The organism is Geobacter sp. (assembly GCF_030834625.1).
In the GTDB taxonomy this organism is placed as follows: domain Bacteria; phylum Desulfobacterota; class Desulfuromonadia; order Geobacterales; family Geobacteraceae; genus Geobacter.
In genome coordinates this window covers 68,143-83,744 of record NZ_JAUQXO010000065.1, presented here as the reverse complement: position 1 = coordinate 83,744, position 15,602 = coordinate 68,143, and the positions used below count along the sequence as shown (strand labels likewise).

16 protein-coding genes and 1 riboswitch are annotated in these 15,602 nt (G+C 60.0%); all 16 genes read left to right on the top strand.

Annotation, left to right across the window (positions count from 1 at the left end; translation table 11 throughout):
- The 16 genes from RCH91_RS15530 to yqeB all read left to right on the top strand — a co-directional run bounded on the left by RCH91_RS15530 (position 1) and on the right by yqeB (position 15,599).
- On the top strand, positions 1-1,596 hold the full coding sequence (locus RCH91_RS15530; RefSeq protein WP_306535894.1) for an FAD-binding oxidoreductase: 1,596 nt from the start codon (positions 1-3) through the stop codon (positions 1,594-1,596).
- A 24-nt stretch (positions 1,597-1,620) separates the two neighbouring features.
- Entirely contained in the window at positions 1,621-3,183 is a 1,563-nt protein-coding gene (locus tag RCH91_RS15525; RefSeq protein ID WP_306535893.1) for an FAD-binding oxidoreductase, read from the top strand.
- 12 nt (positions 3,184-3,195) lie between these two features.
- Positions 3,196-4,119: a transporter gene (locus tag RCH91_RS15520; protein ID WP_306535892.1), complete on the top strand. Its 924-nt coding sequence runs from the start codon at positions 3,196-3,198 to the stop codon at positions 4,117-4,119.
- Positions 4,120-4,159: 40 nt separating this feature from the next.
- A complete protein-coding gene (gene buk / locus RCH91_RS15515) occupies positions 4,160-5,248 on the top strand; it encodes a butyrate kinase (protein WP_306535891.1) in 1,089 nt (362 codons plus the stop codon).
- A 57-nt stretch (positions 5,249-5,305) separates the two neighbouring features.
- Entirely contained in the window at positions 5,306-6,073 is a 768-nt protein-coding gene (locus tag RCH91_RS15510) for an SDR family NAD(P)-dependent oxidoreductase (protein ID WP_306535890.1), read from the top strand.
- 14 nt (positions 6,074-6,087) lie between these two features.
- Entirely contained in the window at positions 6,088-6,489 is a 402-nt protein-coding gene (locus RCH91_RS15505) for a pyridoxamine 5'-phosphate oxidase family protein (protein WP_306535889.1), read from the top strand.
- A 27-nt stretch (positions 6,490-6,516) separates the two neighbouring features.
- Positions 6,517-6,635, top strand: a riboswitch (molybdenum cofactor riboswitch).
- A 19-nt stretch (positions 6,636-6,654) separates the two neighbouring features.
- A complete protein-coding gene (locus RCH91_RS15500) occupies positions 6,655-8,385 on the top strand; it encodes an aldehyde ferredoxin oxidoreductase C-terminal domain-containing protein (protein ID WP_306535888.1) in 1,731 nt (576 codons plus the stop codon).
- Between the two features lie 24 nt (positions 8,386-8,409).
- The gene (locus RCH91_RS15495; RefSeq protein WP_306535887.1) at positions 8,410-8,634 is read left to right on the top strand and encodes a MoaD/ThiS family protein; all 225 of its coding nucleotides are present in this window, start codon (positions 8,410-8,412) and stop codon (positions 8,632-8,634) included.
- A 1-nt stretch (position 8,635) separates the two neighbouring features.
- Entirely contained in the window at positions 8,636-9,481 is an 846-nt protein-coding gene (locus RCH91_RS15490) for a HesA/MoeB/ThiF family protein (protein WP_306535886.1), read from the top strand.
- Positions 9,482-9,555: 74 nt separating this feature from the next.
- Positions 9,556-9,753 (top strand): twin-arginine translocase TatA/TatE family subunit, encoded by a 198-nt coding sequence (tatA, locus tag RCH91_RS15485; RefSeq protein ID WP_306535885.1) that lies wholly within the window; start codon positions 9,556-9,558, stop codon positions 9,751-9,753.
- Between the two features lie 72 nt (positions 9,754-9,825).
- Positions 9,826-10,239, top strand: a complete 414-nt coding sequence (locus RCH91_RS15480; RefSeq protein WP_306535884.1) for a MarR family winged helix-turn-helix transcriptional regulator — start codon at positions 9,826-9,828, stop codon at positions 10,237-10,239.
- Positions 10,240-10,290: 51 nt separating this feature from the next.
- Positions 10,291-11,160 carry a xanthine dehydrogenase family protein subunit M gene (locus RCH91_RS15475; protein ID WP_306535883.1) on the top strand — a complete coding sequence of 290 codons (870 nt, stop codon included), beginning with the start codon at positions 10,291-10,293 and terminating at the stop codon, positions 11,158-11,160.
- Between the two features lie 11 nt (positions 11,161-11,171).
- Positions 11,172-11,687: a (2Fe-2S)-binding protein gene (locus tag RCH91_RS15470; protein ID WP_306535882.1), complete on the top strand. Its 516-nt coding sequence runs from the start codon at positions 11,172-11,174 to the stop codon at positions 11,685-11,687.
- Positions 11,688-11,698: 11 nt separating this feature from the next.
- Entirely contained in the window at positions 11,699-14,005 is a 2,307-nt protein-coding gene (gene hcrA / locus RCH91_RS15465; protein ID WP_306535881.1) for a 4-hydroxybenzoyl-CoA reductase subunit alpha, read from the top strand.
- 21 nt (positions 14,006-14,026) lie between these two features.
- On the top strand, positions 14,027-14,788 hold the full coding sequence (locus tag RCH91_RS15460; protein WP_306535880.1) for an XdhC family protein: 762 nt from the start codon (positions 14,027-14,029) through the stop codon (positions 14,786-14,788).
- A 4-nt stretch (positions 14,789-14,792) separates the two neighbouring features.
- Positions 14,793-15,599, top strand: a complete 807-nt coding sequence (yqeB, locus tag RCH91_RS15455; RefSeq protein WP_306535879.1) for a selenium-dependent molybdenum cofactor biosynthesis protein YqeB — start codon at positions 14,793-14,795, stop codon at positions 15,597-15,599.
- Positions 15,600-15,602 lie beyond the last annotated feature (3 nt).

The window sequence follows — 15,602 nt, the reverse complement described above, 5'->3', positions numbered from 1 at the left end:
ATGAGTCGTTTCATCGCACTTCCCAAAGGAGTGACGGAAGCAACATTCGCACTGGCGATCGCGGAATACCGTGCACTCCTGGGCGAGGACCGGGTACGCACCGACCCGGCTTCCCTGCAGTCCTACATGAAGATCATGATCCCGCAGACCGAGGAGCTCCACAAGCCCTCGGCGGCCATTCTCCCCAGAACGGTCAAAGAGATCCAGGCCATCGTGGCCATAGCCAACAAGTACCGCACGCCCCTCTGGACGGTCAGTACCGGGAAAAACATGGGGTACGGCTCCGCCGCCCCGGCCACCCGGGGGCAGATCGTGCTCGATCTGAAGACCATGAAGAAGATTGTCCATGTGGATGAAGAGCTGGGGTACTGCCTGGTGGAGCCGGGGGTGACCTACTACGACCTGCAGCAGTACTTCAAGAAGCACAATATGAACCTCTGGGTCGACGTCCCCGCCCCTTCGGCCATGGCCAGCCCGGTGGGGAACACGGCAGACCGGGGCGTCGGCTACACCCCCTACGGCGAGCACTTCCTCGTCTCCTGTGGCATGGAGGTGGTCCTGGCCAACGGTGATGTAGTGCGCACCGGCACAGGCGGAGTACCGAACTCCACCAGCTGGCAGGCCAGCAAATGGGGATACGGGCCTTACCTGGATGGCATCTTCACCCAGTCCAACTATGGAATCATCACAAAACTCGGCGTCTGGCTCCTGAAGGGCCCGCCGCCGGGGGGGTACATGCCGTTTCTGATGAAATTTCCCAAGGTGGAGATGCTGGGCGATATCGTCAAGACTTTCATGCCCCTGCGCCTGGCCCAGATCATCCCCAACGCCTGCGTCGTGGTCAACGCCGGCTGGGAAGCGGCCGGCTACTTCACCTACGACAAGAACGGCAAGGGGACCAACCGGAGCACCTTCTACAAAGGAAAGGGAAGTCTCCCCCCCAAGGTGTTCCAGGAAATCATGGACAAGTTCAAGATCGGCGCCTGGAACTTCTACGCCGCCCTCTACGGCTCCCCCGAGCAGGTTGCCCTCAACTGGAAATATGTCTCGGGTGCCTTCAAGGCCAAGTTCGGCAACCAGGTCCAGATCATCACCGAGAAGGAAGCAAAGGACGACCCCATCTTCGAGTATCGACGTCAGTTGATGATGGGAGGGAGCACCCTGCAGGAGTTCGGCCTCTACAACTGGCGCGGCGGCGGAGGCTCCATGTGGTTCGCCCCGGTAGCCGCCGCCAGGCCGTCCGAGTGCGACAAGCAGATGCGGATTGCCACCGACATCCTCAACAAGCACGGTTTCGACTATGTCTCCGAGTATATTGTCGGCTGGCGTGAAATGCACCACATCATCGACCTGCTCTACGACCGCACCCAGCCGGAGGAGATGCACCGGGCCTATCAGTGCTTCGACGAACTGCTGAAGGTTTTCACCAAGAACGGGTACGGCACCTATCGCACCAACATCGCCTTCATGGAAAAGGCGGCCAACACCTACGGCCCCGAGATGCGCAAGATCCACCGCACCTTGAAAAAGGCCCTGGACCCCAACAATATCCTGGCCCCCGGCAAATCGGGCATCAACCTGGATATTCCGCTGTAACGACAACGGTAGAGGAGGTATGAGATGAGTCGTTTCCTTGCGCTCCCCAAGGGCGTTACAGAACAAGCCTTCACCAAAGCGATCAATGAGTATCGCTCCCTTCTGGGGGACGGGCGTGTCCGCACCGATCAGGCATCCCTGAAACCCTACCTTGCGACCACCATCGCCCAAAGGGATGCCTTGACCCCCCCTTCCGCGGCGCTCTACCCGACCACCGCCAAAGAGGTCCAGGCCATCGTCGGCATCGCCAACAAGTACAAGACGCCGCTCTGGACGGTATGCAACGGCGAGAACGAAGGGTACGGCTCCTCGGCGCCGGCCACGGCCGGACAGATAGTGCTCGATCTGCGGAACATGAAGAAGATCATCGAGGTTGATCGGGAGTTGGGGTACTGCCTGGTGGAGCCCGGCGTGACCTACGGCGAGCTGCAGGAGTACCTCACCCGCAACAAGATGAACCTGTGGCTCGACGCCCCGGCCCCTTCGGCCAACGTCAGCATCGCCGGAAATATCCTGGAACGCGGCAGCGGCTACACTCCCTACAGCGAGGATTTCCTCTTTTCCTGCGGCATGGAGGTGGTGCTGGCGGACGGAACCCTCCTCAAGACCGGCATGGGCGGGATTCCCAATTCCACCAGCTGGCAGGTGTTCAAGTGGGGATTCGGCCCCTATGTGGACGGTCTTTTCTCCCAGGCGAACAACGGGATCGTCACTAAAGTCGGCGCCTGGCTGATGGGCGCCCCGCCCCCGGGCGGCTACAAGCCTTTCTGCATCAGATTCCCGAAGAACGAAATGTTGGCCGACATCATCAAACCGGTCATGTTCCTGCGCCAGGCCCAGATCGTGCCCAACGCCTGCGCCCTGGTCAACTCCGGCTGGGAAGCGGCCACCCGTTTCGCCACTGACCGGAAGAACAACGGCCGCTTCTTCAACCCGGGAGCGGGAGCCATATCCTCCGGCAAGCTGATCAGCCGCGACGTGGGCGCCTGGAACCTCTACGGGGCCGTCTACGGCTCTCCCGAGCAGGTGGCGCTGAACTGGATGTACGTCTCCGGCACCTTCAAACAGGCCTTCGGCAACAAGATCAGAATTATCACCGAACAGGAGGCCAAGGGTGATCCGGCCTTCGAATACCGGAAACAGCTCATGATGGGGGGGATTACCCATCATAGCCCCCTCGACCGGTGGCGCCCCGGCGGCGGCTCCATGAAGTTCGCCCCCACAGCGGCCGCCCGTCCGGCCGAGTGCGCCCAACAGGCCAGGGTGGCCGCCGAGATCCTCAACCGGCACGGCTTCGACTATCTGAGCGAGTTCAGCTTCTTCTGGTACGACGCGCGTCACGTTGTCGATCTGCGCTTCGACCGCACGAAACCCGAGGAGATGAAACGGGCCCACAACTGCTTCAACGAGCTGATCAGTGTATTCACCAAGCACGGCTGGGCAGTCGGCCGTACCAACACCGCCTTCATGGACAAGGTGGCCGACTCCTACGGTCCGGCGATGCGAAGGCTCAACCGCACCATCAAGAAGGCGCTGGACCCCAACAACATCCTGTCACCGGGCAAATCCGGGATCAATCTGGCTTAAGGAGGCGAAATGATGAAAACGGTAAAAGTCCTGATAGCAAGCATTTGTTTGGCCACTTTTGTCTTTATCCAGTCGGCGGCTTGGGCCTTCAATTCCAGTTCCTTCAACGGCACGGCCGATTTCTATGCGGGAGCCGCTCCCCCGCCGGGACTTCACCTGATCGACTACAACGTCTTCATGGACATTAAAAAGATCGAAAACAAGGGGCAGGGATTGGCTGACGGGAAAGGAACTCTTACAGCCATCGCCTTCCGGCCGATCTATGTATCGGAAAAGGGACTCTTCGGCGGTAACTTCCTGATGCACTCCATCATTCCCCTGCTGACTGTGGAGGCTGACGTTAAGGTGAATACGCCAGGGGGCCCGGTCACCGTGGAAGGGCATGATGGTGGTCTCGGCGATGTTTACTTCGGGGTCGGCATGGCGTGGCACACCCCGACCTGGCACTGGCTGACGGTATTGGACATCATCACCCCAACCGGCAGCTTCGATTCCAAAAAGCCGATCAACGCGGGCAACAATGCCTTTGTCATAGAACCGGTCGTGGCAGTAACGGGTCTTTTCCAGAACGGCATGGAGGTGAGCGCCAAGCTCATGTACTCCTATCACACCAAGAACAGCGATTATAGGGAACCAGGAACGGGTCTCAAGGGGTATCAAACGGGGCAGGCGATACACATGGACTACAACGTGAACTATGCCGTGACGAAAGACCTGAAGCTCGGCGTTACCGGCTGGATCTGGCAAGGGCTCGAAGACGATGAAATCGGCGGCAAGAAGCGTTCCGACACCAAGGATTTCGAGTTTTCCATGGGGCCGGCAGCCCGCTACCAAAGCGGCAAGTTTGCCCTCATCGGCAAGTATGTGCTTCCGGTGTCCGCCGAAAACCGTATCGAAGCCAATCAGCTCTGGATCGACCTGGTTTATTCATTCTAGGAAGTTCACAGGGATCGGCACTCTTCCGGAGGGAAAAACGATGGACGACAAGAAAATACTGATTATCAATCCCGGCTCCACCTCGACAAAAATCGGCGTCTTTACCGAAGGGAGGATGATCATCAATCAGTCGGTAAAGCATGACGACGCGGAACTCAGGAAGTTTCCCACCATCTGGGACCAGTATGATTTCCGCAGGGAGGCAATCTTCCAGGTTCTCGCCGACAACAACCTCTCCATGGGCGAAATGGACGCCATCGCCTGCCGGGGTGGTAACGTCAGGCCCCTTCCCGGCGGCATCTACCGGATCTGCCCGAAAATGATCGAGGACATGAAAAGCGGTATCTATGGCGGCCACCCCATCAATGTGGGGGGACTTGTCGCCTTTGACCTGGGCAACCAGTTCAATATCCCGGTCCTCACCGCCGATCCTCCCATGACCGACGAATTGTGCACCTCGGCCAGGTACAGCGGCATTCCCGAGATCAGCAGGCAGAGCAGCTTCCACGCCCTCAACCAGAAGGCCACCGCCAGGAAGGTGGCCGCCGAACTGGGGAAGAAATACGACGAAATCAACCTGATCGTTGCCCACCTCGGAGGGGGCATATCGGTAGGAGCCCACCGCAGGGGGAAGATCATCGATGTCAATAATGCCCTTGACGGCGACGGCCCCTTCTCTCCGGAGCGGGCCGGATCCCTGCCGGCCGGCGATCTGGTCAAGCTCTGCTTCAGCGGCGAATATGAAAAAAATGAGGTCCTGAAGCTCCTGACCGGAAGGGGTGGCCTGTTCGCCTACCTGGGGACGACCGATGCCGTTGAAATCGAGAAGAGGATCGCCGACGGGGACCAGAAGGCGGCGGAGGTCTATGAAGCGATGATCTACCAGGTGGCCAAGGAGATCGGCGCCTGCGCAGCGGTCCTTGAGGGGGAAGTGGACGTCATCGCCCTCACCGGCAGCCTGGCCTATTCCAAGGTGCTTCTGAAAAGCCTGCAGAAGAAGATCTCCTTCATCGCCCCGGTCCTCCTCAATCCAGGCGAGAACGAGATGGAAGCCCTGGCCGATGCGGCCATGAGATATTTCAGAAACGAAGAGGCCTTGTCCATTTACAGGCAGGACAAGGCAGCATGACCAGTCAATACACTTTGCAGCGGATTTAGCACATTACCCAAAAAGGAGATACTAGCCATGGGAAAACTCACCGGAAAAGTTGCAATCATCACCGGAGCGGCACAGGGAATCGGCGCGGCATACGCCGTGGGCCTTGCCAAGGAAGGGGCAAAGATCGTCATCGCCGATGTCCTTGACGGCGAGAAGGCAGTGGAGGCAGTGAAAAAGGCAGGCAGTGACGCCATTTACATCAAAACCGACGTCAGCAGCCAGGAGCAGTGCGACGCCATGGCCAAGGCCGCGGCTGAAAAGTTCGGCTCCGTCGACATCCTGCTCAACAATGCCGCCATCTTCGGCAGCATCGTGCTGAAACCGTTTACCGAATGTACACCCCAGGAGTTCATGAAGGTCATGGAAATCAACGTCCTCGGCCAGTTCAACTGCATGAAGGCGGTATTCCCCTACATGAAGGCCAAGGGGGGCAAGATCATCAACATCGGCTCCTCCTCCATCAACGAAGGGGTGCCCGGCATGCCCCACTACGTTGCATCCAAGGGTGCGATCATGGCCCTCACCCGCTCCATGGCCCGGGAGCTGGGGGACTACAAGATCAATGTCAACACCATAGCCCCCGGCTTCACCCATTCCGACGGCGGCAACAACTTCGACAAGAACAAGAAGCTGGACCTGCCACCCCTGGAAGAGCTGCAGCTCCAGGCCCGTTGCCTGAAAAGGGAAGCGGTGCCCGAGGACCTCATCGGCCTGGCCCTGTTCCTCTCCTCCGATGACAGCGCCTTCATCACGGGCCAGATGATCGTCCACGACGGCGGGTTGTCGTTCCACTAAGGACGGAGGGTTACATGAAAGAAGTACTCGACATGCTGCCGATCCCCTGCTACGGCAGCCTGGCAACCGTGGATGCCGGGAAACCAAGAGTCAGACCCTTCGCCGTCATGTTTGAGGAGAACGGCAGATTCTATTTTTGTACAGCCAGCAATAAAGATGTTTACCGGCAACTGACCGAATGTCCGTACATCGAATTCACGAGGACCACTGACGATATGCGGTGGCTGAGAATAAGCGGCGAGATCACATTCGACGAGGATATCAGGAGCAAGGAGAAGTGCTTCGCCAACTATCCCATGCTCAAAGGCATCTATCAGACGCCGGACAACCCGATCTTCAAGGTTTTCTATCTGGAGCACGGCAACGCATCCATCGACAGCATGACGGCGGAGCCGCGCAAGGTTTTTGAGTTCTAGCAGGAGCGGCTACAACAGTACCATCAGGCGGGAAAAAGTCTCCGAGCCGTCTTGCCTAAAGGAACTCCCCCATGGCACGAGGCCTGCGGGTCACGCTGGAAACGGCGTGACCTCCCCTTTCGGAAAGGAGACTAGGGGAAATTTCTACTGAAAGGGAGAAGAACCATGAACAAGATCCTTCGTGTCGACATGACCAGCCTCAGCACCACCACTGAGCCGGTTCCCAAAGAATGGGCCTGCCTCGGCGGCCGTGCCCTTACCTCTACCATCGTTGCAAAAGAAGTGAAACCTACCTGCCATCCGCTGGGGGCGGACAACAAGCTGGTCTTTGCCCCCGGCCTGCTGAGCGGCACAACCGCCGCCAACAGCGGGCGCTTTTCCGCCGGTGCCAAAAGTCCCCTGACCGGCACCATCAAGGAGAGCAACGCCGGCGGACTGGCCGCCCAGATGTTCGGCCGCCTCGGTATCAAGGCGCTCATCATCGAGGGGCTGCCTGCGGGAGACAACTGGTACAGCCTGCATGTCAACAAGGATGGGGTGTCCGTAGCGGTTGAGACGGAACTGATCGGCCAGGGAAACTTTGCCGTTGTCGAAGCTCTGGAAAAAAGGCTCGGCAAGAAGACGGGGGTACTCACCATCGGTCCCGCGGGGGAGATGAAGCTGCTTGCCGCCAACATCTCGGTCAAGGATTCGGACAGCAAGCTGCGCAGTCATGGCCGCGGCGGCCTCGGTGCCGTAATGGGGTCGAAGAGGATCAAGTTCATCTCCATCGACGACCGCGACGCCCCCGGCATCAAGCCCGTGGACAAGGAGACGTTCACCGCCGCCGCCCGGGCCTTTGCCAAGGCGATTCTGGAGCATCCCGGAACCGGCCAGGGCCTCCCCACTTTCGGTACGGCCGAGATGGTCAACATCGTCAACGAGGCGGGGGGTCTTCCGACCCGCAACTTCACCTATGGCCGCTATGAGGGCCACGAAAAGATCTCCGGCGAGACCATGCGCGAAACGATCATCGAACGGGGGGGGAAACCGAGGCATGGCTGCCAGCCCGGCTGCATCATTCAATGCTCCCAGGTTTATAACGACAAGAACGGCACGTACGTCACCTCAGGATTCGAATACGAGACCATCGAGACCCTGGGAGCCAATGCCTGCCTGGGGGACCTGGACCAGATCGCCGCCGCCGATTACATCATGGATGACATCGGCATCGATTCCATCGAAACATCGGTGGCCATTGGGGTGGCAATGGAGGCGGGCGTACTGCCGTTTGGCGACGGCGAAGGGGTGTTGCGGATACTTCGGGAAGAGATCGGCCGAGGGACCCCGCTGGGACGAATCATCGGCAACGGTACCGGCAATGTGGGGAAGGCCTATGGGGTGACCCGGGTACCGGTGGTGAAGAACCAGGCGATTCCCGCCTACGATCCCCGCGCCATCAAGGGTATCGGCATCACCTACGCCACCAGCACCATGGGAGCGGACCATACCATGGGCTATGCAGTCGCCACCAATCTCATGGGGGTCGGCGGCGGCATCGTCGATCCGCTGAAGAAGGACGGCCAGGTGGAACTTTCCCGGCACCTGCAGATCGCCACCGTCATGCTCGATTCCCTCGGCCTCTGCCTGTTCATCGGCTTTCCCGCTGCGGACATTCCCACCTGCGTCCCGGCTCTGATGGACATGCTGAACGCCTGCTTCGGTCTCAAGCTTACCCCGGACTGGCTCGGAGAACTGGGGGTCACCACCCTGAAAACGGAACGGGCCTTCAACCTGGCAGCCGGCTTCACCAATAAGGATGATCGTCTCCCCGACTTTTTCAGGGAGCCGCTGGCACCGCACAACGCCGTGTGGGACTTCACCGACGAGGAAATCGACGCGTTCTGGAATTTTTAGCCTGACGACGGAAAGGGGTGCGCCATGAACGTCACGGTAAAACTGTTCGCCACATTCCGCTTCGGACGCTTCGCGGCAGCAACGAGGCACTACCCGCCCAGTACCAGTATCGGCGAAGTGATCCGTGAACTGCAGATACCGGATACGGAGATCAGCATGATCATGGTGAACGGGAGACATGCGGCCCCGGACCAGCAGCTGCGGGATGGGGACAGCCTCGCCTTCTTCCCGCTGGTGGCAGGAGGTTAGGATGGAAGAGCTGCGTCGGTACCTGGCCGGAGAGGCGAAGGACGGCCTCATCTCCTGGGCAACACAGATCGAAGCCGCTGCGCGGTTCCGGGTCTCTCTTGCCCGGGTCGAGGAAACAGCCTTGGACCTGGCCATTCTCCCCGCCCGCTACCAGCGCAACCGCCAGGCCATCAGCGTGGGCCAGCAGCTAAAGCTGTTCAGGGGACGGGTAGCGGTGGTGGGGTGCGGCGGGCTGGGGGGTTACGTTATCGAAGAACTGTCTCGGCTCGGAGTTGGCACCATCATCGCCATCGACCCCGACTTCTTCGAGGAGCACAACCTGAACCGTCAACTCCTCTCCTCCCCCGCCCGACTGGGGCAGGCCAAGGTAGAGGCCGCGGCGGCACGGATAGCGGAAATCAACCCGGCGGTGACGCTGGTTCCGGTGCAGGCGGCCTATGGGACGGAAAACGCCGTGGAGCTTTTCCAGGATGTCGATGTCGTAGTGGATGCCCTGGATTCGGTCCCGACGCGACTGGCACTGGCGGACAGCTGCGACGGATTGGGCCTCCCTCTGGTGCACGGGGCCATAGGAGGCTGGTTCGGCCAAGTCACCACCCAATTTCCCGGGGATCGAACCATCCGACTGCTGTATGACCGCTGGGTGGAAGGCAAGGGATTGGAACAGCAGATGGGCAACCCTTCTTTCACCCCGGCGGTGATAGCCGGCATCCAGACCGCCGAGGTCTGCAAGCTCCTTATGGGAACCGGCGATACGTTGCGTAACCGTCAGCTTTGCATCAATCTTCTCACTATGGAATTTGAAGAGGTCGAGCTGTCGAGCCCTGACTGCGCGATCGGCCAATAAGACGCATCACCGAAAGCAAAAGAATACGATTATTTACTCTCGCCGGTACGGGAGACCAAACAAGGAGACAAAACATGTTCGGATTCGGCATGCCTGAACTCATCGTTATCCTGGTTATCATGCTGGTCGTGGTCGGACCGGCGAAACTTCCCCAACTCGGCTCTGCACTGGGAGGGGCAATACGGAATTTCAGGAAGGGCTCGCAAGAGGCGGCGGCGTTCACGGAGATCGACAAGATGGACGACGAGAGAAATTCCACTTCTCCCAGGTAAATAAAAACCATGTTTTATCATTTGACATCGCCCCGTCTTGCAAGTATCTTGTATGCAAGAGGAATTAAGGGCATGGTCTCCTTCCGGGACAACATAGTATTTATGCTCGCCAAGGCCCACCAGCGGGCACAGGGGGCGCTGAAGGGAAACCTTCAGGAATTCGGCCTCACCCCCATGCAGTGTCTGTTTCTGGAGGTCCTGTGGGAAGAGGAAGGACTTTCCGCCGGCGAGATCGGCCGGCGCATCTCCCTGGATACGGCTACCCTGGCGGGCATTCTCGACCGCATGGCGACCGCCGGCTGGGTGCGGCGCGAGACCGATTCGCAGGACGGCCGGGTGGCGAGGGTCTACCTGACCGACAAGGCCCTGTCGGTCAGGGACCAAATGTCGACGACCATAGAGAAAACCAACGACGAGCTGCTTAATAGCTTTTCGCTGGAGGAGAAGCTTCTCCTGAAGCGCTTTCTCCGGGATTTCAAGGAATAGAAAAAAATTTTCCGCAATTAGTTTGCATACGAGATATTCAGGAGGTAACCCATGTACATGCCCGATTTCGCCTATCATGCTCCCGAGAGCCTGAATGAGGCCTGCTCTCTCCTGGCGGAACTGGGGGAGAAAGCCACGGTTCTGGCGGGCGGCACCGATGTCCTGCACAAAATGAAGGTGGGTAAACTGGCTCCGGAACACCTGGTCTCACTCAAACACCTGGACGACCTGCGTACCATCCGTCATGAACCGGGCCGCGGCATAATCATGGGTGCGCTGACGAGCCACAATGCCATCTACACCTCAAAGCTTCTGCAGGAACGTTACCTGTCGCTCCCCATGGCCGCCCACACCATGGCCTCCAACCAGATCTGCAACATGGGGACCGTGGGGGGAAACATCGTCAACGGTGTTCCTTCCGCCGACCTCCCCCCGATCCTCATCGCCCTCAATGCCTCGATCCGCCTGGTATCCACCAAGGGGGAACGGACCATGCCCCTGGAGGATTTCTTCCACGGTTCGGCCGAGACGGTCATCGCTCCGGGCGAGCTGCTGGCCGACATCACCATACCTGACCAGCCAACCACCGGTAGCACCTATATGAAGTTCGGCCTGCGCCGTTCCGGAGCCCTGGCTGTTGTGGGCGTTGCCGTCGCTGTCACCATGGATGGCGATACCATTCGTGATGCCAGGATCGTCCTGGCTTCCGCTTCGCCGACGGTCATGCGGGCCCGGGAGGCAGAGGACTGCCTGAAAGGGAAAAAGGTATGCGACGAGCTGCTGGAACAGGCCGGAAGCCTTGCTTCCGCCGCCAGCCGCCCGCGGGACAGCATCCGCGGCTCCGCCGAATACCGAAGGAATCTGGTTGGGGTGCTTACGAAACGGGCCCTGCGCAAGGCTATTGACGAAGGCCACGTGTGAGGAGGAAAGAGATGCTGCAAATGATAACCGACAAAGATGGGGTGAAGCGTTACCTGATCACCTTGAATGTGAATGGCGACTCAAAGACCGTCCTGGTAAAGGGGAACGCCATCCTGACCAATGTGCTGCGCGACCAGTTGGATCTCACCGGCACGAAGAAAGGGTGCGAGCTGGGAGACTGCGGTTCATGCACCGTGCTTTTGGACGGCAAGCCTGTGGATTCCTGCCTGATGCTGGCCGTGGAGGCCGACGGCCGGGAGATCACCACCATTGAGGGGGTAGCCGCCAACGGGAAACTGGACGCCATCCAGGAATCCATGATCAACCACGCCGCCGTGCAGTGCGGCTACTGCACCCCCGGCATGGTCCTCTCCGCCAAGGCGCTGTTGACCCGCAACCCCCACCCCACCGAGCCGGAGGTACGGGAAGCCATTGCCGGCAATCTCTGCCGTTGCACCGGCTACGTGCATATCGTTGAAGCTGTCCTGGCCGCCTCCCAGGGGCGGACAGCGCCAGAAGATCATTAAGGAGAAGCCAGATGAGCGATAACCATAAAGTCATCGGCCGCAGCGTCCCCCGCATCGACGGCCCGGAGAAGGTAACCGGAGCGGCAAAATATACGGGGGACCTCAAGTTCCCCAACATGCTCTTCGGCAAGATCCTCACCAGCCCCCATGCCCACGCCCGGATCATCTCCATCGACACCTCCGAGGCGGAGAAGCTGCCGGGGGTGAAAGCAGTCATCACCCACAAGGATGTGCCGGAACTGAAGTATGGCCTGAGCCCGGCCCGCTGGGACGAAAACATCTTCTGCATCGACAAGGTGCGCTTCGTGGGCGACAAGGTGGCGGCAGTGGCCTGCCTGGACGAGGAAACCTGCTACAAGGCCCTGAAGCTCATCAAGGTGGAATACGAAGAACTGCCGGCGGTGCTCGATTTCCGCCATGCCATGGACGAAGGACAGCCCCTGGTCCACGAGGAGTACGAACGGAACATCAATACCGAAATTCACCAGGAGTTCGGCGATGTGGAAAAGGCCCTGGCCGAGGCGCACCATGTGCGCACCGACACCTTTGTGGGGCAGCGCACCTACCAGACCCCCATTGAGCCCCACTCGTCCATCTCCATGTGGGAAGGGGACAAACTGACCATTTATGCCAGCACCCAGTCCCCCCACTACTTCCAGTACTATATCGCCCGGGAATTCGGCATGCCCATGGGGGACGTGCGCATCATCAAGCCCTACCTGGGGGGCGGCTTCGGCGGCAAGCTTGAGCCCACCGGCCTGGAATTCGCCGGCGCAGTGCTGGCGAAGCTGACCGGCCGGCCGGTGCGTACCTTCTACGACCGGGCCGAGATGTTCGCCCACAACCGGGGTCGGCACGCCCAGTACATGGAGATCACCACCGGGGTGGACAAGGACGGGAAGATCCTGGCCGCCAGGGCAAACTTCATCATGGACGGCGGCGCCTACACCAGCCTGGGGATCGCCAGCGCCTACTACGCCGGGGCGCTCCTCCCCATGACCTACGAGTTCGACAACTACCAGTTCGACATGTTCCGGGTCTACACCAACCTCCCCGCCTGCGGCGCCCAGCGGGGACACGGCGCTCCCCAGCCCAAGTACGCCTTCGAGAGCCATCTGGACAACGTGGCCGCCGATCTGGGGATCGACCCCATGGACATCCGCATCCGCAACGCCCGCCGTCCCGATACCGTCACCCCCAACGATTTCCAGGTCAACTCCTGCAAGATGCGCGAGTGCCTGGAGCGGGCCAGGGAGATGTCAGGCTGGGATGAAAAGAAGAAAAACCTCCCCCATGGGCGCGGCATCGGCGTCGCCACCGGCAGCTTTGTCACCGGCGCCGGCTATCCCATCTACCGCACCGACCTCCCCCACGCGGCGGCCTTCATCAAGGTCCACGAGGACGGCACCGCAGCCACCCTCTATACCGGGTCGGTGGACATCGGCCAGGGGTCTGATACCATTCTTTGCCAGATGGCGGCCGAGGCCATGGGATACCGCTATGAGCAGATGAAGATCGTTGCCGCCGACACGGAGATCACGCCGCTGGATTTCGGCGCCTACGCCAGCCGCCAGACCTACATGTCCGGAGCCGCCGTCAAACAGGCGGGGGAGGAAGTCAAGAAGCAACTCCTCGACATGGCGTCGACCATGCTTTCCCTCCCTGCCGATGACCTGGACTGCGAGGACGGTGTGATCTTCTCCAAATCCCGCGCCGATAAGACTGTTACCTTTCAGGAAGTGGCGCGCAGACACTTTGTCCTCAAGGGGCCGCTCCTGGGAAGGGGAGCCTACACGCCGCCAAAACTGGGAGGGAGCTTCAAGGGAGCGGCGGTCGGCACCTCGCCCGCCTACAGTTTCGGCGCCCAGGTGGGAGAAGTTTCCATCGACAAGGAAACGGGTGAAATCACCGTGGTTGGCATCTGGGACGTGCACGATTGCGGCAAGGTCATCAACCCGCGCCTGCTCCACGGCCAGGTCCATGGCGCCCTGTACATGGGGATGGGGGAATCGGTCTGGGAGGAAGTGCTCTTCGACGACAAGGGAAGGATCAAGAACGCCGAACTGGCCAACTACCGCATGCTTACCGCCATGGACATGCCCCCCATCCAGTCGGAGGTTGTGGACAGCTATGAGCCGACCGGACCGTGGGGGGTAAAGGAGGTGGGCGAAGGAGCCACCAACCCCACCCTGGGCATGTTCTCCAATGCCATTTTCGACGCCATGGGGGTACGGGTGAACAGCCTGCCGCTGACCTACGAGAAGGTCTGGCGTGCATTGAAGGAAAAGAGGGAGCGGGAAGAGGCCAAGGCAGCGTAAAAGCAACAACAGGAGTCAGCCATGTGGGACTGGATCGGCAAACTTGACGAGCTGCGGCGCAGCAATCAACTGGCGGTGCTGGTGACGGTGACAAAGAGCAGCGGCTCTACGCCACGCAAGCATGGGGCAAAGATGATCGTCCTTCCCGACGGGACCTTCTACGGCACCGTGGGGGGCGGGACCCCCGAGTATTACGCATTGGAAGATGCCCGCAATTGCTTTGAGACCATGCAGAGCACCACGAGCAGCGTTCCCCTCAAGCAGCGGGGAGAGTTTCCAGCCTGCGGCGGCACCATGGAGTTCCATATGGAAGTGATCAACGACAACCCCGTCCTCTACCTGTTCGGCGCCGGGCATATCGGCCAATCACTCTGCCAGGTCCTTGACGGCACCCCCTTCCGTATTCATCTCGTGGACGAGCGGGAAGAATGGATCAACGCCCCTTCCCTCCCGAGCAGTGTCATCCGCCACCAGTGCCACTACAGCGAATTCATCCGGAAAGCCACCTGGTGCGACAAGCGGACCTTCGTCGCCATCCAGACCTTCAGCGGCACCATGGACCAGCAGGTGCTGGAGGAGGTGCTGCCAAACCCAGCCCGCTACGTGGGAATGATCGGCAGCAAATCCAAATGGGCAAAAGTACGGAGCAATCTGGAGGAAAAGGGGCTGGACCTCTCCGGTGTCCGCTGCCCCATTGGCCACGACAACGGCGGCAACTCGCCGCGGGAAATCGCCATCAGCATCGCCAGCCAGCTTCTTTCCACCTACTATGGGCGCGAGTAACAAAATGAAAGCTCTCAAGGAACGCGTCATCATCATGAAGGGGGCTGGGGAAATGGCTACCGGCGTGGCCTGCAGGCTCTACAAATCGGGTTTCCGGCGCATCCTCATGCTGGAAACGCATTGTCCCCTGGCGGTACGAAGGGAGGTCTCTTTCTGCGAAGCCATCCATGACGACCGCAAGTCGGTGGAAGGGATAGATGCGGTGAGGATCGATGATGGAGCGGGTCTGGCCAAAGCCTGGGAAAAGGGAATGATCGCCCTCCGCGTCGACCCGAAGGGAGATACCGTACGCAGAATGCAGCCCGATATCCTCATCGATGCGACAGTTGCCAAACGCAATCTCGGCATTGCCATCACCGACGCGACGCTCGTGATTGCCCTTGGCCCCGGCTTCACCGCCGGCAGGGACTGCCACCTGGTGGTTGAGACCAACCGCGGTCACAATCTGGGACGGCTTATCACCACAGGGGAGGCAGAGCCCAACACCGGCATTCCCGGCAACATCGGCGGCTTTACCAAGGAGAGGGTTCTGCGTGCGCCGGGCGACGGCCCCTTCACCACCGGGAAAAAAATCGGCGACCCAATAGCCAGGGGTGAGGTTGTCGGCCAAGTCGGCACCGACACGGTCACAGCCCCGATCGATGGCATCCTGCGCGGCCTCATAAGGCCAGGCTCCCCTGTCACGACCGGCCTCAAAATCGGCGACATCGATCCCCGGGGCGATGCCGCCTATTGCCATACCGTTTCCGAGAAGGCCAGAGCCCTTGGGGGATCGGTGCTGGAAGCGATCCTTACCGTCTACAACCAGTGATGC